Origin of the sequence: Martinezella dioscoreae (assembly GCF_009176305.1) — a bacterium.
In the GTDB taxonomy this organism is placed as follows: Bacteria; Pseudomonadota; Alphaproteobacteria; order Rhizobiales; family Rhizobiaceae; genus Rhizobium; species Rhizobium dioscoreae.
On the sequence record NZ_BLAJ01000010.1, the window covers coordinates 20,895 to 38,119 of the forward strand.

Sequence of the window (17,225 nt, forward strand, 5' to 3'; positions counted from 1 at the left end):
CGCGAGCCCTATTGCGCCTTCTGTTCCATCTCATCGAGGGCGGCTGCCAGACGCCGCTCCTCGTTATAATAGCGAGCACGATCCCAGAAATGCGGCTTGCCGATACCGGTGGAGACGTGCCGCCCGATGATCCGGCCGTTCGCATCCTCGCCCTCGATTTCGTAGCGCATCAAATCCTGGGTAATGATCACATCCCCTTCCATGCCGATCACCTCGGTGATCTGGGTGATGCGGCGCGAACCGTCACGCAGGCGGGCAGCCTGGATGACGACGTCGACGGAGCTGGATATGATCTCACGGACGGTCTTGGCCGGCAGGCTGAAACCACCCATGGCGATCATCGATTCCATGCGGCTCAGGCATTCGCGCGGCGTATTGGCGTGGATCGTGCCCATGGAGCCGTCGTGACCCGTGTTCATCGCCTGCAGCAGGTCGAAGACCTCGGGTCCGCGCACTTCGCCGACGATAATGCGTTCGGGGCGCATACGCAGGCAGTTCTTGACGAGATCGCGCATGGTGATCTCACCCTCGCCCTCGATGTTGGGCGGACGGGTTTCGAGGCGCACCACGTGCGGCTGCTGCAATTGCAGTTCGGCGGTGTCTTCGCAGGTGATGACGCGTTCGTCTCGATCGATATAGTTGGTCAGGCAGTTCAGAAGCGTCGTCTTGCCCGAGCCCGTACCGCCTGAAATGACGACGTTGCAGCGCACGCGGCCGATGATCTGCAAAAGCGTCGCGCCCTCTGGCGTGATGGCGCCGAAGCGGACGAGCTGCTCGAGCGTCAGCTTGTCCTTCTTGAACTTACGAATGGTGAGTGCAGGACCGTCGATCGCCAGCGGTGGGGCGATGACGTTGACGCGCGAACCATCGGGCAGGCGCGCATCGCAGATGGGGCTCGATTCATCGACGCGGCGGCCGACCTGGCTGACAATGCGCTGGCAGATGGATAGAAGCTGGGAATTGTCGCGGAAGCGGATTTCGGATTCGACGGTCTTGCCGCCAACTTCGATGAAGGTCTGGCCGGCGCCGTTGACCATGATGTCGGCGATGTCGTCGCGGGCGAGCAGCGGCTCCAGCGGACCGTAGCCAAGCACGTCATTGCAGATGTCCTCGAGCAATTCCTCCTGCTCGGAGATCGACATCGCGAAATTCTTGATCGTGATGATATCGTTGACGATATCGCGGATTTCCTCACGCGCCGCCTCGTTGCCGAGCTTGGAGAGCTGCGAGAGATCGATCGTATCGATCAGCGCGGAGAAGACCTGCGATTTCGTATCGTAATATTCTTCGGTACGCGCCACGCGACGCCGGCTAGGCGTCTGCATCGGCGGCGGAGCGACCTGCTGACGTGGCTGCGCGGCATCACGGGACGGCTCTATGAGCACAGCCGGCGCCATTGGCCCGCCAGCGGGAGCGGGTGCACGCGCCGGTGCCGGCGGAGGCATTGCGCCGCCGCTCTTTGCAGGACCTTCACTTCCGCGCTTGCCAAACATGTCTTCGATCCAATTCTACTGCTGCTGCATGGCTTTCACGAACGATTGGTTTCGGAATCCATGCGAAATCATAGGGTTACTTCCGCTTTAAAAGGCCAAGCAAACCGCCCTTTCTTGCCTTCTTCAAAGCAACACGCCCGGTGACGATGTGCGATATCTGCGAGAAAGTTTCCGCAATCGGCGACTTGGGATCAGTCTCGGAGATCATCTGCCCGCTGTTGGCGGCATTGCCGAACAGGTTGATGTCAAAGGGTATGATGGCAATCGGGTCCGTTTCCAGCGGCGCGCAGAATTCCGAGGGATTGATCTCCGGACGCTTCGGCATGCCGACCTGATTGAGAATGAGGTGCGGCGCCTTATCGTTCGGCCGAAGCTTTCGCAGAGCATCGATCAGGTTCTTGGCGTTGCGAAGATTGGCGAGATCTGGCGCGGCACAGATGACGACCTCGTCTACCGCGCCAAGCACCGAGCGTGTCCATTCCGTCCAGACATGGGGCACGTCGAGAACCGCCACCGGCGCGCTGCGCTGGAGAACGTCGAGCACCGGCAGGAATGCCTGCCCTTCGAAATCATAGGCGCGGTCCAGCATCGAGGGCGCGGCGAGCAACGACAGATGCTGCGAGCATTTGGTCAGGAGCCGGTCGAGAAAAACCTCGTCGAGGCGTTCCGGCGCATAGACGGCCTCGGCTATCCCCTGAGCCGGGTCCTGGTCAAAATCGATATTGGCGGTGCCGTAGGGCAGATCGAGATCGGCGAGAATGGTTTCGGTCGAGAAGAGGCTGGAGATGCCGAAGGCGCAATTATGGGCGATGGTGGATGCGCCCACCCCACCCTTGGCACCGATGAAGGCAATGCTGCGGCCGAGCGGTTCGGCATCGGGGTCGATGAAGATCGATGCCACCGCCGTCATCAGATCGATCATATCGGTCGGCTGTACGATATATTCTGAGATACCGTTGCGGATGAGTTCGCGGTAAAGACCGATGTCGTTGTGATAGCCGACGATGATGACCTTGGTGCTCGGATCGCAGACGGCGGCGAGCGGTTCGAGTTCCGCCAGGAGGCCGCGTGGGTTGGCGCGCGTCTCCAGAATGATCAGGTTCGGGGTCGGCGCCGAGGCGAACATGTTCGCCGCAGCCGCCACACCGCCGCTGGTGATCCGCAGGCTGACCTTGGACATGCGCCGATCGTTGGCGCACTGATCCATCACCTGCTGCAGCTGCTCGCTTTCGCAAAAAGCATGTATGGAAATACGCGGCAGCGGCCGCAGATTGTCGAGATTGCCCGAGCGCGAAGCTTCCTCCGCTTCCGGGGCAGTCGAGCCGATATCGTATTCGATGGCGTTCATGATCTCATCCTGTTGCGCCAGCCTCTTGCGTTCAATTTCCGCTACCGAAGCCGCCGACCGTCGCCGTGCTGGTCGGAGTTGAGCCGCTGCGATAATCGCTGATGACCTTGCTGCGCTGATCGGCATCGATCGGTGTCATCGCGCGCGGCGAAATCAAATCGGTCGGATTAGCGACCTGCGCTGCCAGATTGTGCTGGGTCGCACAGCCGAAATTATAATAGTTCTGATTGTCGAATGCGTTGTCGGAAAGATCGTCCGGCCACTGGCCGCAGGCGTTGGTGGCCGCCGTCGTTGCGGTAAAGCGCAGGCGGATCGGCGCAGCATCGCCCGGGCCGCCCGCCGGGTAATAGCTGTTGACGATTCGCGCCGACGGAATACCGTTCGTGACCAGCTCCCGACGGATTTGTGAGTTGAGCGCCGATGCGGCGAAGGCATTTGGCGATTGCCGCGGCGACAGGATTTCCACCGTGCCGCTTGCATGGGCGCGATAATCCTGAACGAAACCGCGAACCGTATCGCGCATGCCTGTTGTCAGGTGCCGGTCACTGGCCGCGACCGGTATATCGACGCTATGCTCCTTTTCGGTGAGCACGATGGGATGCCGTTGGCGATAGTCATCCCTGATGGCGCTCGTCGTCATGCCATCTGGGGAGCCCGCGCAACTGCTGACGGCCGATATCAGCGCCAATGTCGGGAGGATCAGCATCGATCTTGAAAAACGAGGCCGGGCACCGCCGGGTGTATTGCGTTCGAGGCTGGCCATCTCTTGCTCTCTCGTTGACCTCGTTGAAAAGGCTGGCGTCATGGTCCCGCTCCTCACTTGTAGATGAAGCCGACTGTGCCGTGGAAATCGGCATCGGCGACCGGCGGACCATCCTTGCGGCCGTAGATCTTGTTGACACGGTTCATGAAGAAGACACCGGCATCGTTCGTCGGAGAAAAATTGTCGTCGGGGCGGGCAAGCTTGTCGCGCGCTACGGGGCGCACGAGATAGGGTGTCGCGATAATCACAAGCTCGCTCTCATCCCGCTGGAAGCTCTTCTGACGGAACAGGGCACCCAGGATCGGAATCTTCGATGCACCCGGCGTTCCCGAGGTCGTCTGCTGCACGTTATCGCTTAGCAAGCCGGCAAGCGCGATCGATCCTCCGGATGGCAGCTCGACCGAAGTATTGGCGGCACGCTGGTTGTAGGTCGGGGTGGATGACGATGCGACCGGTTCCGAGACCTGGGTCTGCACATGCAGGCTGATGCGGCCGCCGGCCAGGACCACGGGCGTGAAGGCCAGCGTGATACCATAGGTATAGGGCGTAATCGTCGTGTTGCCATCCTTGTCAGTCGTGGAATAGAGCGTCTGACCACCGGAATTGAAGGTAGCAGCCTGTCCGGAAATGGCGGTCAATGTCGGCTCGGCCAAGGTGCGCACGGCGCCTGCCTGCTCGAGAGCATTCAGATAGGTGCTGATATTGTATTTGCCGAGCGCGTATTTGAAGAGGGTCGAGATACCACCCGCGCCGGTAGCGTTGGTGGGATCGCCGTTTACTCCCAGGAAATTCGTGGTTCCGCTGTTTCCGATGTTGCCGAGTTGAGCGACGCCCAGGCCGGAGGAATTGCTGACCAGGTTGTCGAAACCAATTTGCTTCAGGACGCTGCGCTTGATTTCGGCGACGGTCACCTTGAGCGTCACCTGATCCTCGCCTTCGATCTGCAGCATGTTGACGATCTGCGAGGTCTGCCGTCCTTCGGCGAAAATGGCGACTGCGTTGTTGTCGCCGCTGCCGGAGGCAGTCTGGTTTCGTGTCGTCGCTTCGCCTCCCTTGAGGAAGGCTTGGGCGAGCTGCTGTGCGCGGATCGAATCCTGCGGCGTGCGCACGATGCCGGTGAGGACGATGTTGTCGGAGATGATCTCGACGTTGATATCGGAATCCGGGATGAAGCGCTTGATATTATCCTGCAGGCCAGCAATATCGCGCTCGATCTGGAGATCGAGGCTGACGATCTCCTTGCCGTCGGCGCCGAAGATGAAGATGTTGGTCTGGCCGACCGTCTTGCCGAAAAGGTAGATGCGGCGCGAGGTCCGCGTCACCGCATCCGCCATCTTGGGATCGGAGACAAGGATGTCATGGGCATCGGCCGGCAGATCGACGACAAGCGCCTTGTTGAGACCAAGCTTCAAGGTGCGCTTCGTGCCAAGGCCGGCAATCGTGACGATACTGTCCGAGCCGCCCGCAAAAGCCGCGGGCGTGCGCAGAAAGGCCGGAACATCTGCCAAGGGCAGGCCAGCAAAGGCGACCGAGAAGGAGAGGCTTACGGCAAGGGGGAGGCTGGCTTTCTTGCTTGTCTTTAACATGGTCTCGCCCCTTCTCATTGCGGTTTCGGCCCGCTGGGGCCGTCGGTTACGATCGCTCCCGATTTGATGACCTGGATCATGCTGCCGCCATTGTCGCCGGCCAGCAGATAATCGGCGGCCGTCGTATCGGGCTGCTGCGCGTCGGCAACGGAGCGCAGTGCCAGCGTCAGGCGATCGGCCATCTGGTGGGCAACCGCCAGGACCTTCGTTTGATCCGGCGTCAGCTCTAGCGTCGCGGTTGCGCCGACGACGGCCTTGCTTCCATCCTGCTTTTCCTCGATCTGCTGATCGACTGCCAGGACGCGAACGTTGCTGAGCACGGTTTCGGTGACGAGCTGCTGCTGCGAACCCTTGCGCACCATGATGACATCGACGCGGTCATTCGGAAGGATGAAACCGCCTGCGCCGGTGGCGACGGAAATCTCGGTGGCGACGGCGCGCTTGCCCGCCGGTAGCAACGAAGAAAGGATACGGCTGTTGGAATCGGCGACTTTTTCCTCGCGGATCGGCTCGCCCTCGAATATCGGCAGGCGAACAACGGCACCGGTCAGATCTTTCAGCGCATTAGGGCGCTCGCGTTCGGTGATGAGACCTTTGACGATGCCGCTTTCGGGCCAGGGCATCCAATGGATTGATTGCTCGTTCAGACGCGAACCGACGGGCAGATTGGCACCGGCAACGAGGACATTGATCGTCGCCTCCTTCTCCACCACCGCCGCAATCTGCTGGGGAACGATATCGCGCGAACCAGCCAGGCGCATCGCGAGCAAACCGGCCATCCCGGCCGCGACGGCTGCCACTGCGAGTATCATTATGCGAGCGGGTTTCATGGTCATTCCTTGAGGAACAGGATTCTTCGCCCTGCAGAATGACCGATAATTGGTGTAATTATGGTTAATGGCTGGTTACATTTATTGTTATTTAACCATGATTACTTGGTGTATATTAGGCCTCTCTTGCAAAAAGATCGCCTATACTCCTCCATGAAGGTTCAGAGCACTTTTAAGTCGCTGCCGCCAGAAGAACCGCCGAGGAGGGGAAAGCAAGCATCCCGCCAATCGCGATGGCGATTCCGTAAGGGATTTTTTTGGCACCCGTCAATGAATGCGGCAAGGGCAAGCCCATAGCCATGATGGTGATAGCCTGCGATCTCAGCATGATGACCAAAACGGTGACTGCGCCGCCGATGAACGCCACGTAAACCAGGAATTCTATGAGTGAAGAATCGAACCCGAACCAAAGCGCAGCCGCCGCGAGCAGCTTCGCATCGCCGCCGCCCATGATGTTCAGTGCGAACAGCGTAAAGCAGGCAAAGAACACAGCGCCCGCTCCGGCAAGATGCATGGCGATTTCAGGGGCCGAAAGCCCCGAAATCGGCGCCAGCACAAAGAAGGAGACCGCAAGCACCAACGACACGCGATTCGGGATCGTCATGGTCAGCAGATCCGAGATCGCCGCGATCGACATGCAGAGCGGGAAGATCAGCAATGTTGCCGTTTCAAGCATTGAAGATAAACCGCCTTTTGCGACCAAGATAAAAAAATCGAAAACCGCTCGCAGAGAGAACGGTTTTCGTTAGCAATACCAAACCTTGCAGAAGCAGGGTTGGTTTCAGGGTGTTATTATTACACCTTAGTACCCGTTCGACTGAGTGGAAGCCGAAGTCATCTTTGTCGAAATATTTCGGAAGGTGTTATTCAACGTACTACCGAGCGTCGTAGCGCCGGTGATGATGGCGACCGAGATCAGGGCGGCGATCAGGCCATATTCAATTGCGGTCGCGCCGGATTCATCCTTCAGGAAACGCGAAAAAAGCTTGGACATAAGTTTAACTCCACTTTGTTGACAGCACGTCCGCCAACTGTTGCCGTTGATCGGATGAGTTGCACGGTAGCTTCCCGCCGTTTCCATCGCTTTAAAGAATTAGGTTAATGCGCAGTAAATACAAAAGCGAAAATAGAATAGTTAATGTGACTTGCATGTTCTTCTGTACGTTTTTAAAGAAAATCTTCAGCTAAATAGAAATTATTAGATGTATGAATATTAGTACGATATACGATTCGCCTCGAATTAATACACGATCTGCGGAAGAAGGCGACGAGGAGGGTCCGCATGGGACATCTGCGCCATAATTACATGATAGAAGGCGAGCTTAATCGTTCATTCACCATTCTTTCTCATTCTATCGGGAAATTCTTTTCACTATCGCTTTCCAAGAGGCCAAGCCATGCCAATCGGCGGCAGAACAGCATTCCTTGCCGGCATTGTCGCCATGGCCGGCATAATGCCGCAGCTTTCCCACGCTGCCGGAGAAAGCATGCTGCGCGTCTATATGGATCACGCGCGCGTATTGAAGCTGGATCGCCCCGTTAGCAAGGTCATCGTCGGTAATTCGCAAGTCGCCGATGCCACGGTCGCCGATCCGAAAACCATCGTACTGACCGGCCGCAGCTTCGGGACGACGAATATCATCCTGCTCGATACCGACGGCAATGCCATCGTGGACGAGCAGATTCTGGTGTCGATCGACGAAGGCAATACAGTCCGTGTCTTCCGCCAGACGGATCGCGCCGTGCTGTCATGCACGCCCAATTGCGAACAGCACGCCCAGCAGAACAATACGACGACAACCCCAACAGCTGCAGCCGGACAATAGAAACATTCGATAACTCAAATATTCTAAAGTACTTTCAAAGAATTGAGCAGCAAACGATAATCCTTGTTTCCTCTAAATATGAAGAGAGAAGAGAAACGGATTATCAAGAAAGCAATTCTAGTGTCGTCCGCGTGTAAATCGCCGCGGACTTCCCATGACGCCAGATAATACCCTTCACGCCAATACAGCCCGCACGCGGCAACGTGCCCGGGGCAGCTTGCGTGAATTCGTGCGTTCCCGAGACGGGACAGCAGCGATCGAATTTGCCTTGCTTGCGATCCCCTATTTTCTGATCGTCTTTGCCATTATCGAGACCTTTGTCGCCTTTACCGCGGAGCAAGTCGTCTCAAACGCCGTCGATACTCTGTCGCGCCAGATCCGGACCGGACAGATTACGGCAGCCAATACGACGTCGCAGCAGTTCCGGCAGGCATTCTGCAACGAGATTGCCGTGCTCATTACCTGCTCCTCCACCGAAGTACAGACGCCGGCGAACCTTTACCTTGATGTGGAGAGCTATTCGAGCTTCGCATCCATGCCGACGACGATCCCCCGCAAGTCGTCGACAGATCCTTATTCCGATCTCAGCACCACCGGATTCACTTTTACACCCGGCGGCGCCAAATCGCTGAACATGGTGCGCGCCTATTATCGCTGGCAGATCATAACGGATCTACTGCGCCCCTATCTTACCAACGTACATCCAACCGACGGCTCGGCGTCGGTTTATCTCATCGTCGCAACCGCAGCCTTTCAGAACGAGAATTATCCGTGAGCGGCCTCAAGAGCATGATCGGGAAAGAAAGTACGCGCCTTGGCGTACTGAGACGCTTCGCTCGCGACAAAGATGGCGTCGGCGCGATCGAATTCGCCATTCTTTTTCCCGTATTGCTGATGCTTTATCTCGGTGCATTCGAGCTTACCGTCGGCCTCAATGCCTCGAAACGTGCCAGCCGTTCTGCAGGTTCCATCGCGGACATCGTCTCGCAGCAGCCGTCTGTCACTAAGTCCGTGCTTGCGGGCATGCCTTCCGTTGCCGGCGCGATCTTCGCGCCCTATAGCACGACGGGCCTGACGCTGAAGATCACCGGCATTGCGATCGACACGGCCGGCAAGGCGACCGTCGCCTGGTCCTGGGCGCAGGACGGAACCAGACCGTATACACCAGGCTCCACGGTCACGGTGCCGGCCAACATGAACCAGGCGAGCACATTCCTCGTCCGTAGCGAGCTTGCCCTGCCCTATCAGCTCCTCAGCTTCGGTGCCAATTTCCTGCCAAGCGGCACAAACCAGATCACCATCAGCCGGCAATATTACTACCGGCAGCGCGTCGGCACTTCGATCAGCTGCAGCGATTGCTGAAAACGCCGAGGAAAGGCGCCTGACGGGTGCTTCCAAACGGAAAATTGCCAAGTCGATGCCTCCGTTATATGGGTGACGTCCAATAACCCGGAAGACCTGCCGGGTGACGGCATTCTATCGGGTGATCTATGGCGCGCGCCTTTCTCTTCGTTCTGGATTCTTTCGGTGTAGGCGGCGGCCCGGATGCGGCAAGCTATGGTGACGAGGGCGCCGATACGCTTGGCCATATCGCCGAGTTCTGCGCCGCTGGCGCGGCTGATCGCGAAGGCCTGCGTCAGGGTCCATTGACATTGCCGATCATGTCCGGCCTCGGCCTGCTGGAGATCGCCAAGGCGGCGACGGGCAATTATCCCGCCGGCATGCCTCTGCCGGAAAAACTCTACGGCCTTTATGGCTGCGCCAGCGAAACCTCCCGCGGCAAGGATACACCATCGGGTCATTGGGAGATCGCCGGTACGCCCGTCATGTTCGATTGGGGTTACTTTCCGGCAGAGGGCGATGCCTTTCCGCCGGAGCTGGTGAAGGCCATCTGCGAAGCCGCCGATCTGCCAGGGATTCTCGGCAATTGCCATGCATCCGGCACGGATATCATCGCCAAGCTTGGCGAAGAGCACATCCGTAGCGGCAAGCCGATCTGCTACACCTCGTCGGATTCCGTCTTCCAGATTGCAGCACACGAACAGCATTTCGGGCTCGATCGGCTGATCGGCCTCTGCAAGATCGTGCGCACCCTGCTCGATTCTCACAATATCGGCCGCGTCATTGCCCGCCCCTTCGTCGGCGAGACCGCAGTGACCTTCGAGCGGACCGGAAACCGCCGCGATTTCTCCGTGCTGCCGCCGGAGCCGACGCTGCTCGATCGTCTCGTCAAGGCAGAGCGCACGGTGCATGCCGTCGGCAAGATCGGCGATATCTTCGCCCATCAGGGTATCTCCAGGGTCATCAAGGCCAATGGCAACATGGCGCTGATGGATGCGACGCTGAAGGCCATGGACGAAGCCGAGGATGGCGATCTGGTTTTCACCAATTTCGTCGATTTCGACATGGTCTATGGTCACCGCCGCGACGTGCCGGGCTACGCCGCGGCACTCGAAGCCTTCGATGCGCGGTTGCCGGAGGTGCACAAGAAACTCAAGGCGGGCGATCTCGTCATCCTGACCGCCGATCACGGCTGCGATCCGACGTGGCGCGGGACCGATCACACACGCGAGCGCGTGCCCGTCATGGCTTACGGGCCAGGCATTCGCTCGCGCGCCATCGGCGTCCGCCAGACCTATGCCGATATCGGCGAGACGGTTGCGAAACATCTGGGAATTGCGGCGGGGCCGCACGGGAGGAGCTTCCTTTGACATCGCATTTGAAGAAAGTGGAACTGCATTGCCATCTGGAAGGCGCAGCTCCACCGGCATTGACGCTCGCACAAGCAGAGAAATACGGGGTCGACACCAGCGCCTTCCTCAAGGACGGTGTTTACCTCTGGAAGGATTTTGCCGAATTCCTCCTCTGCTACGACAAGGTTTCAGAAGTCTATCGCACCGAGGAAGACTATGCGCTGCTGACGGAAACTTATCTGGAAGAGCTGGCCGGCATCGGCACGATCTATAGTGAGCTCATCGTTTCGCCCGATCATGGCGATCGCATCGGCCTCGGCGCCGACGCATATATGGCAGGCGTTTCCGCCGGCATCCGTGCCGCCAAGGCAAAGACCGGCATCGAGGCTCGGCTGATCGTAACCGGCGAACGCCACTTTGGGCCTGAGCGCGTCATGAAGGCGGCGGAATATGCCGTCAAGAGCGACAATCCGCTGATAACAGGTTTCAACATGGCCGGCGAGGAGCGCATGGGCCGAGTCGCCGATTACGCCCGCGCCTTCGACATCGCCCGCGAGGCGGGGCTTGGCATAACCATCCATGCCGGCGAGGTCTGCGGCGCATTCAGCGTCGCCGACGCGGTGGATCTGGTGCGCCCGCAGCGTATCGGCCATGGCGTGCGCGCCATTGAGGATATGGATCTCGTCAAGCGCCTTGCCGATCTCGGCACCGTGCTGGAAGTCTGCCCCGGCTCCAACGTTGCACTCAACGTTTTCCCGGATTTCCAGTCGCACCCACTGCGCAGGCTGCGTGACGCCGGCGTGAAGGTGACGATTAGCTCCGATGATCCGCCCTTCTTCCACACATCGCTGAAGCGCGAATACGAGCTGGCGTCGTCAGCCTTCGGTTTTAGCGACGACGAGATCGATGCCATGACCCGCACGGCGATCGAAGCGGCGTTCGTGGACGAGGCGACGCGGACGACGCTGCTGGCGAAGCTCCAAATGCACAGTTAAGGCCCCATATTGGGGATGAAATCTCCAAAAGTGGCCTATTTTCTTGCACCAGAGGCGATTTCCGTGGAAGAACCATCTCATATCACGGAATTACTGGAAGGCTGAAACCATGGACGGCGTCACTGTCATCGATCACCCGCTTGTGCAGCACAAGCTCACAATCATGCGCAAGAAGGACACGTCGACGGGAAGCTTCCGCCGGCTGCTGCGCGAGATTTCGACGCTGCTCTGTTACGAAGTGACGCGCGACCTCGAACTAACCATCGAGACCATCGAGACGCCGCTGCAGCCGATGGATGCGCCGATCCTCGAGGGCAAGAAGCTGGTCTTCGCCTCGATCCTGCGCGCCGGCAACGGTCTGCTCGAGGGCATGCTCGATCTCGTGCCCTCGGCCCGCGTGTCGCATATCGGCGTCTACCGCGATCACGAAACGCTGCAGCCGGTCGAATATTACTTCAAGGCGCCGGAGGATATCTCAGAACGCCTGATCATCGTCGTCGATCCGATGCTGGCAACCGGCAATTCCTCGATTGCCGCAATCGAGAAGCTGAAGGAGCGCGGTGCGCACAATATCCGTTTCCTCTGCCTGCTGGCGGCTCCCGAAGGCATCGCCAATTTCCGCAAGGCACATCCGGACGTGCCTGTTTTCACCGCCGCCATCGACAGCCACCTGAACGAGAAGGGCTATATCGTGCCCGGCCTCGGCGATGCCGGCGACCGTATGTACGGAACGAAGTAAATCTGCTGCTATACTCTTATAAGGCCCGGCCGTTATTCAACTGCCGGGCTTTTTATTGATTGCATTAGCGTCCTTTCAGCACACTTGGCCTATAGATGGCATGGCCCGCAGGAGGGGCCTTGCCGATGCTCGTTCGTGTTCTTGCCTTTGCCGGTGTCATCGCCGTTGCGGCGACCCAGGTGCCGATGTTGGTGGAAAGCTATAACGAGCACCCCGCAAGGCCCGTGCCTGTCGAAGCGGTCTCGCTGGCGCCGTCGAAAGCGGAGATTCCTGTTTCCTATGGCAGTGTTCAGCTGCGCGCCAATGCGGGCGGACATTATGAGGGTGATTTCACCATCAATGGCCGCTCTGTGCACGGGATGATCGATACCGGCGCAACCTACGTCGCGATGAACGAAAGCACCGCGCGCAGCCTCGGCTTCAGCAGCGTCGATCTCGACTATCGCTACCCGATTCAAACCGCGAACGGCACGTCCAAGGTGGCCCACATCAAACTCGACCGTCTGGAGATCGGCACGATCCGGGTCCGCGATGTCGATGCCGTGGTGGCGAAGGATAGTGCGCTCAGCACGACGCTGATCGGCATGAGCTTCATGAAGAAGCTGAGCTCTTTCGGGGTTCAGAACGGCAATTTGCTGCTGAAGCAGTAAGACAATCGACCTCATGGGCGCCGCTTACGCCTATCTGGCTGCGTCCGTCAGATCATGCCGAGGATGACGGGCGACAAAGCCGGCGACGTCTCCACGAGGCGATAGTTGGCCGAAAGATCGGCCACTGCCTTCTCCGCGCTTGCCTCGTCCGCCGCGTGTACGGTGGCGATGCGGTCACCTTTGCTCACCTTCGTACCGAGCGGCAGGATGTCGCTGAAGCCGACGCGATGGTCGATCCTGTCCTGCGGACGACGGCGACCGCCGCCGAGATCGATGACGCTCATGCCGATCCCTCGCGCATCGCAGGCGCCAAGCCAACCATCGGCCACGGCGAGAACCGGCTTTTGAATCGGCGCACTCGCCAAATAGCGATCCGGATGTTCCAGCAGATCTGCAGGGCCACCAAGCGCGTGCACCATGCGGCCGAAGATTTCCGCCGCCTTGCCGGATGCCAAAGCCTCGCGCGCCCTGCCCTCCGCCTCGGCAGCGTTCGCAGCAATGCCGGCCTGAACGAGCATTTCGGATGCGAAGGCTAGCACGACCGTTTCGAGCCGCATGCCTGCCTTGTTGCCCTTCAGGAAATCCAGACAGTTACGAAGCTCGACGACGTTGCCAGCGGCATCGGCCAAAGGCTGGTTCATGTCAGTGATCAGAGCCGAAGTCTTGACCCCACCGCCATTCGCCACCTCCACCAGCGAACGCGCCAGCGTCTCCGCTTCCTCAAGCGAAGTCATGAAGGCGCCGCTGCCGATCTTGACGTCGAGCACCAGCGTTTCCAGCCCGGCCGCCAGCTTCTTCGACAGAATGGACGCTGTAATCAACGGTACAGAATCGACGGTCGCGGTCACATCGCGCACCGCATAGAGCTTGCCGTCAGCGGGAGCCAGCGCGCCGGTCTGGCCGATGATGGCACAGCCGACTTCTTCGACCACCTTGCGGAAAAGGGCCGCATCCGGCGTGATCCCGTAGCCTGGAATGGATTCCAGCTTGTCGAGCGTGCCACCGGTATGGCCGAGGCCGCGGCCGGAAATCATCGGCACAGCAAGACCGCAGGCGGCCGCAATGGGCGCTAGCATCAGCGAGACATTGTCGCCGACACCACCGGTCGAATGCTTGTCGGCGATCGGCCTGCCGATATGTTTCCAGGAGAGCATATCGCCGGAGCGGGCCATGGCCAGCGTCAGCGCCACCGTCTCCTCGCGCGTCATGTCGCGAAACCAGACGGCCATGGCAAAGGCGCCGATCTGGCTTTCGGCCAGTTCGCCACGGCCCAATGCGCCGATAAACGCATCAATATCGGCGGACGAAAGGGTGGCGCCGTTACGCTTCTGCCGGATGATCTCCTGCGGGATCATGGATCAATAGCCTGACGAGGCCGTCTTGGACTCGCCGCCGGCCAGCACGTTCAGAATATCGTCGAGCAGGCTCGATGCACCGAAACGGAAAGTCGAAGGCATGGCCCAATCGGGCGCCATGATGGTCTCGGCGAGGCTCAGATAAAGCGCCGCATCGGAGACGGAACCGATGCCGCCGGCAGGCTTGAAGCCGACCTTACGACCGCTGGCGCGGATGGCCCGCAGCATGATGTCGGCAGCTTCGAGCGTCGCGTTGACGGCGACCTTGCCCGTGGACGTCTTGATGAAATCGGAGCCGGCATCGATCGCAAGTTCCGACGCGCGCCGGATCAGCGCGGTATCCTTGATCTCGCCGGTTTCAAGGATGGTCTTCAGGAGGATCGGACCCTTGCATTCGGCGCGCACGGCCGCGACCATATCGGTGACGGCCTGCTCATTGCCGGCCAGAAAGGCGCGATAGGGAATGACCAGATCGATCTCGTCGGCGCCGTCGGCAATCGCCTCGCGCGCTTCGGCTGATACATCTGCCACTTCCATGTCGCCGCCCGGGAAATTCACCACGGTCGCGATCTTTACGGCGTGATCGGTGCCGAGAATGCCACGCGCCTGGGCGACGAAGCGCGGCCAGATGCAGATGGCGGCAGTATTGCCATAGGGCGATTGCGCGCGGGCGCACAGCGCCTCGATCTGCGCCGGCGTGCAGTCATCCTTGAGATTGGTGAGATCGAGAAGGGAAAGCGCAACGGCTGCCGTTTCTCTCAGGGAATGGCCCGTCATTCTGTATCTCCTTCGTCCGCGATCATTTCTTTCAGGATAGCGGCGAGGCGTGCGCCGCCGACCGGAGCCATGTCTTTCGTCTCTTCATGCGAGAGTTCGCCGCCGGTCATGCCAGCACCATAGTTAGTGATGACGGAGGCAGCGGCAACCCTTAGACCGAAAAGACGCGCCAGGATGACTTCCGGCACCGTCGACATGCCGACAGCATCGGCACCCAGGATGCGCGCCATGCGGATCTCCGCCGGGGTTTCGAAGCTCGGGCCGGAAAACCACATATAGACGCCGTGCGACAGCTTGATCTCGGCCTTTTCCGCCGCCTTGCGCATGCGCATGATGAGGTCGGTGTCATAGGCGCTCGTCATGCCGACGAAGCGCCTGTCGCTTTCTTCGCCGATCAGCGGATTCATGCCGGAATAGTTGATGTGATCGGTGATCTGCATCACCGATCCCGGCGGCATCTCTTCCCGCAACGATCCGGCCGAGTTCGTCAGGATCAGCGTGTCGACGCCAAGCGCCTTCAGGGTTTCGATCGGCTCGCGCATGGCATTGGCGTCGCCTTTTTCGTAATAATGCACCCGGCCGGAGAGCATGATGACCGGGACATCGCCGAGCTTGCCTGCGACCAGCGTACCGGCATGGCCTGAAACGGCGCTGACCGGGAAGCCGGGCAGATCGGCATAGGGAATGCGCAGCGCGTCCTTGATCTCATCCACGAGAGAACCGAGGCCGGAGCCCAGGATGATGCCATAGCGCGGCTTCAATTCGCCGAGCTTCTCGGTGAGGATATCGACGGCCGCGCTCATCCGAACACCTCCGTTTCGAAGCTGAAGGGCAGCATTTCGTCCATGGTCATGGTCTTCCTCACGCCGGTTTCGTCGCAAAGATAGATGCGCGTCTCCTTGCTGGCAAATTCGGCGATCTTCTGCCGGCAGCCGCCACAAGGCGGGCAGAGCGGCAGTTTCTCGGCGATGACCGCAATCTCGACGATCTTCTTGGCGCCGCCCATGATCATCTGGCCGATCGCCGTCGGTTCGGCGCACCAGCCCTGTGGGAAGGAGAGATTTTCGATATTGGCGCCGATATAGATCTTGCCGTCCTCGGCGCGGATCGCCGCGCCGACCGGGAATTTCGAATAGGGAGCATGCGCGAACGCCATCGCGCCACGCGCGGCCTCGAACAGATCATGCGACATGGGTTTAGCGCTCCTTGGTATAGGGCACGCCACCGGCCTTCGGGGGCTTGGCGACGCCGATAAAGCCTGCAAGCAGGATGCAGGTGAGGATATAGGGCAGCGCCTGGAAAATCTGTACCGGCACCTCGCCAATGCCTGGAACCGCCTTGCCCTGCATAAAATTGGCGAAGGCATCGAGGAAGCCAAACAGGAGGCAGGTGAACATGACTGGCACCGGCTTCCATTTTGCAAAGATCAGGGCGGCGAGAGCGATATAGCCCTTGCCCGCCGACATGTTATTGATGAAGGCGGCCGACTGGGCAATGGCGAGATAGGTGCCGGAGAAGCCGCAGAGAATGCCGGCAACGATCAGCGAGCGATAGCGTAGCCACTCGACCGAGATGCCGGCCGTATCGACCGCGCCCGGATTTTCACCGACCGCACGCAGCCGCAGACCAAAGCGGGTGCGATAGAGGATCCACCAGGAGATCGGCACCGTCAGGAAGGCGAGATAAGTCAGAATATTGTTGCCCGAGATGACATTCGCATAGAGCGGCCCGATGAACGGAACGTCGCGAAGGGCATCAGCGCCCGGCAGGGTGATACCGGAAAAGCGGGCGGTAGCAGGCAGAGTCGGCGTGCGGCCACCCTGACCGAACCAGGCTTGCCCGAGAACGATGGTCAGGCCAGCCATCAGGAAGTTGATCGCGACGCCCGAGACGATCTGATTGCCGCGATTGGTGATCGAGGCGAAGCCGTGCAGCAGACCGACGAGGACGGAGACGAGAACACCGGCGCCAAGACCGGCCCACGGCGAGCCGCTGATCGAGGCGACGCAGGCGGCGGCAAAAGCGGACGCCAGCATCTTGCCCTCGAGGCCGATATCGAAGATGCCGGCGCGCTCGGAAAACAGGCCCGCCAGCGCGGTGAAAATCAACGGAATCGACAGGCGGATGGTCGAGCCGAGTATGCTGATGAGAAGATCATAATAATCCATCG

General features: G+C 59.6%; 19 protein-coding genes. 7 read left to right on the forward strand and 12 right to left on the reverse strand.

The features are described 5' to 3' along the window. Window positions 1-8 precede the first annotated feature (8 nt). The 7 genes from GDN47_RS26430 to GDN47_RS26460 all read right to left on the reverse strand — a co-directional run bounded on the left by GDN47_RS26430 (window position 9) and on the right by GDN47_RS26460 (window position 7,014). Window positions 9-1,493 carry a TadA family conjugal transfer-associated ATPase gene (locus GDN47_RS26430; RefSeq protein WP_113351446.1) on the reverse strand — a complete coding sequence of 495 codons (1,485 nt, stop codon included), beginning with the start codon at window positions 1,491-1,493 and terminating at the stop codon, window positions 9-11. 76 nt (window positions 1,494-1,569) lie between these two features. Next, on the reverse strand, window positions 1,570-2,841 hold the full coding sequence (locus tag GDN47_RS26435) for a CpaE/TadZ family protein (RefSeq protein ID WP_145323358.1): 1,272 nt from the start codon (window positions 2,839-2,841) through the stop codon (window positions 1,570-1,572). Window positions 2,842-2,872: 31 nt separating this feature from the next. Continuing rightward, window positions 2,873-3,604 carry a CpaD family pilus assembly protein gene (locus GDN47_RS26440; protein ID WP_152094606.1) on the reverse strand — a complete coding sequence of 244 codons (732 nt, stop codon included), beginning with the start codon at window positions 3,602-3,604 and terminating at the stop codon, window positions 2,873-2,875. Window positions 3,605-3,657: 53 nt separating this feature from the next. Beyond that, on the reverse strand, window positions 3,658-5,190 hold the full coding sequence (locus tag GDN47_RS26445) for a type II and III secretion system protein family protein (RefSeq protein WP_113330636.1): 1,533 nt from the start codon (window positions 5,188-5,190) through the stop codon (window positions 3,658-3,660). Window positions 5,191-5,204: 14 nt separating this feature from the next. After that, window positions 5,205-6,020, reverse strand: a complete 816-nt coding sequence (gene cpaB / locus GDN47_RS26450) for a Flp pilus assembly protein CpaB (RefSeq protein WP_113351449.1) — start codon at window positions 6,018-6,020, stop codon at window positions 5,205-5,207. A 172-nt stretch (window positions 6,021-6,192) separates the two neighbouring features. Further along, complete coding sequence (locus tag GDN47_RS26455) at window positions 6,193-6,696, reverse strand: A24 family peptidase (RefSeq protein WP_152094607.1); 504 nt, start codon at window positions 6,694-6,696, stop codon at window positions 6,193-6,195. A gap of 126 nt (window positions 6,697-6,822) precedes the next feature. Continuing rightward, a complete protein-coding gene (locus GDN47_RS26460; protein ID WP_113395868.1) occupies window positions 6,823-7,014 on the reverse strand; it encodes a Flp family type IVb pilin in 192 nt (63 codons plus the stop codon). A 403-nt stretch (window positions 7,015-7,417) separates the two neighbouring features. Between GDN47_RS26460 and GDN47_RS26465 the strand changes: the two genes are divergently transcribed. The 7 genes from GDN47_RS26465 to GDN47_RS26495 all read left to right on the forward strand — a co-directional run bounded on the left by GDN47_RS26465 (window position 7,418) and on the right by GDN47_RS26495 (window position 12,923). After that, a complete protein-coding gene (locus GDN47_RS26465; RefSeq protein ID WP_152094608.1) occupies window positions 7,418-7,846 on the forward strand; it encodes a pilus assembly protein N-terminal domain-containing protein in 429 nt (142 codons plus the stop codon). Between the two features lie 154 nt (window positions 7,847-8,000). Beyond that, entirely contained in the window at window positions 8,001-8,621 is a 621-nt protein-coding gene (locus GDN47_RS26470; protein ID WP_152094609.1) for a TadE/TadG family type IV pilus assembly protein, read from the forward strand. A gap of 14 nt (window positions 8,622-8,635) precedes the next feature. After that, window positions 8,636-9,208: a TadE/TadG family type IV pilus assembly protein gene (locus GDN47_RS26475; protein WP_113395924.1), complete on the forward strand. Its 573-nt coding sequence runs from the start codon at window positions 8,636-8,638 to the stop codon at window positions 9,206-9,208. Window positions 9,209-9,336: 128 nt separating this feature from the next. Next, a complete protein-coding gene (locus GDN47_RS26480; protein WP_152094610.1) occupies window positions 9,337-10,557 on the forward strand; it encodes a phosphopentomutase in 1,221 nt (406 codons plus the stop codon). Continuing rightward, window positions 10,554-11,534, forward strand: a complete 981-nt coding sequence (locus GDN47_RS26485) for an adenosine deaminase (RefSeq protein WP_145323340.1) — start codon at window positions 10,554-10,556, stop codon at window positions 11,532-11,534. The genes GDN47_RS26480 and GDN47_RS26485 overlap by 4 nt, the downstream gene beginning before the upstream one ends. A gap of 109 nt (window positions 11,535-11,643) precedes the next feature. Beyond that, window positions 11,644-12,273, forward strand: a complete 630-nt coding sequence (gene upp / locus GDN47_RS26490) for a uracil phosphoribosyltransferase (protein WP_015338410.1) — start codon at window positions 11,644-11,646, stop codon at window positions 12,271-12,273. Between the two features lie 125 nt (window positions 12,274-12,398). Beyond that, complete coding sequence (locus tag GDN47_RS26495) at window positions 12,399-12,923, forward strand: TIGR02281 family clan AA aspartic protease (protein ID WP_152094611.1); 525 nt, start codon at window positions 12,399-12,401, stop codon at window positions 12,921-12,923. Between the two features lie 47 nt (window positions 12,924-12,970). On the opposite strand, the gene deoA is transcribed toward GDN47_RS26495, so the two are convergent. From deoA to GDN47_RS26520, 5 genes are read right to left on the reverse strand one after another with little or no spacing between them, the layout of a single operon-like run. Next, window positions 12,971-14,278 (reverse strand): thymidine phosphorylase, encoded by a 1,308-nt coding sequence (deoA, locus tag GDN47_RS26500; protein WP_152094612.1) that lies wholly within the window; start codon window positions 14,276-14,278, stop codon window positions 12,971-12,973. A gap of 3 nt (window positions 14,279-14,281) precedes the next feature. After that, window positions 14,282-15,055 (reverse strand): deoxyribose-phosphate aldolase, encoded by a 774-nt coding sequence (gene deoC / locus GDN47_RS26505; RefSeq protein ID WP_152094613.1) that lies wholly within the window; start codon window positions 15,053-15,055, stop codon window positions 14,282-14,284. Then, on the reverse strand, window positions 15,052-15,858 hold the full coding sequence (locus GDN47_RS26510) for a purine-nucleoside phosphorylase (RefSeq protein ID WP_152094614.1): 807 nt from the start codon (window positions 15,856-15,858) through the stop codon (window positions 15,052-15,054). The genes deoC and GDN47_RS26510 overlap by 4 nt, the downstream gene beginning before the upstream one ends. Continuing rightward, window positions 15,855-16,247, reverse strand: coding sequence for a cytidine deaminase (locus GDN47_RS26515; RefSeq protein WP_152094615.1), 393 nt, complete (start codon window positions 16,245-16,247; stop codon window positions 15,855-15,857). The genes GDN47_RS26510 and GDN47_RS26515 overlap by 4 nt, the downstream gene beginning before the upstream one ends. A 4-nt stretch (window positions 16,248-16,251) precedes the next feature. After that, window positions 16,252-17,223, reverse strand: a complete 972-nt coding sequence (locus GDN47_RS26520; RefSeq protein WP_113330647.1) for an ABC transporter permease — start codon at window positions 17,221-17,223, stop codon at window positions 16,252-16,254. Window positions 17,224-17,225: the final 2 nt, after the last annotated feature.

Coding starts and splice junctions, on each gene's coding strand:
- GDN47_RS26430 (WP_113351446.1), bottom strand. CDS start 1,493: ATGTTTGGCAAGCGCGGAAGTGAAGGTCCTGCAAAGAGCGGCGGCGCA.
- GDN47_RS26435 (WP_145323358.1), bottom strand. CDS start 2,841: ATGAACGCCATCGAATACGATATCGGCTCGACTGCCCCGGAAGCGGAG.
- GDN47_RS26440 (WP_152094606.1), bottom strand. CDS start 3,604: ATGGCCAGCCTCGAACGCAATACACCCGGCGGTGCCCGGCCTCGTTTT.
- GDN47_RS26445 (WP_113330636.1), bottom strand. CDS start 5,190: ATGTTAAAGACAAGCAAGAAAGCCAGCCTCCCCCTTGCCGTAAGCCTC.
- cpaB (WP_113351449.1), bottom strand. CDS start 6,020: ATGAAACCCGCTCGCATAATGATACTCGCAGTGGCAGCCGTCGCGGCC.
- GDN47_RS26455 (WP_152094607.1), bottom strand. CDS start 6,696: ATGCTTGAAACGGCAACATTGCTGATCTTCCCGCTCTGCATGTCGATC.
- GDN47_RS26460 (WP_113395868.1), bottom strand. CDS start 7,014: ATGTCCAAGCTTTTTTCGCGTTTCCTGAAGGATGAATCCGGCGCGACC.
- GDN47_RS26465 (WP_152094608.1), top strand. CDS start 7,418: ATGCCAATCGGCGGCAGAACAGCATTCCTTGCCGGCATTGTCGCCATG.
- GDN47_RS26470 (WP_152094609.1), top strand. CDS start 8,001: ATGACGCCAGATAATACCCTTCACGCCAATACAGCCCGCACGCGGCAA.
- GDN47_RS26475 (WP_113395924.1), top strand. CDS start 8,636: ATGATCGGGAAAGAAAGTACGCGCCTTGGCGTACTGAGACGCTTCGCT.
- GDN47_RS26480 (WP_152094610.1), top strand. CDS start 9,337: ATGGCGCGCGCCTTTCTCTTCGTTCTGGATTCTTTCGGTGTAGGCGGC.
- upp (WP_015338410.1), top strand. CDS start 11,644: ATGGACGGCGTCACTGTCATCGATCACCCGCTTGTGCAGCACAAGCTC.
- GDN47_RS26495 (WP_152094611.1), top strand. CDS start 12,399: ATGCTCGTTCGTGTTCTTGCCTTTGCCGGTGTCATCGCCGTTGCGGCG.
- deoA (WP_152094612.1), bottom strand. CDS start 14,278: ATGATCCCGCAGGAGATCATCCGGCAGAAGCGTAACGGCGCCACCCTT.
- deoC (WP_152094613.1), bottom strand. CDS start 15,055: ATGACGGGCCATTCCCTGAGAGAAACGGCAGCCGTTGCGCTTTCCCTT.
- GDN47_RS26510 (WP_152094614.1), bottom strand. CDS start 15,858: ATGAGCGCGGCCGTCGATATCCTCACCGAGAAGCTCGGCGAATTGAAG.
- GDN47_RS26515 (WP_152094615.1), bottom strand. CDS start 16,247: ATGTCGCATGATCTGTTCGAGGCCGCGCGTGGCGCGATGGCGTTCGCG.
- GDN47_RS26520 (WP_113330647.1), bottom strand. CDS start 17,223: ATGGATTATTATGATCTTCTCATCAGCATACTCGGCTCGACCATCCGC.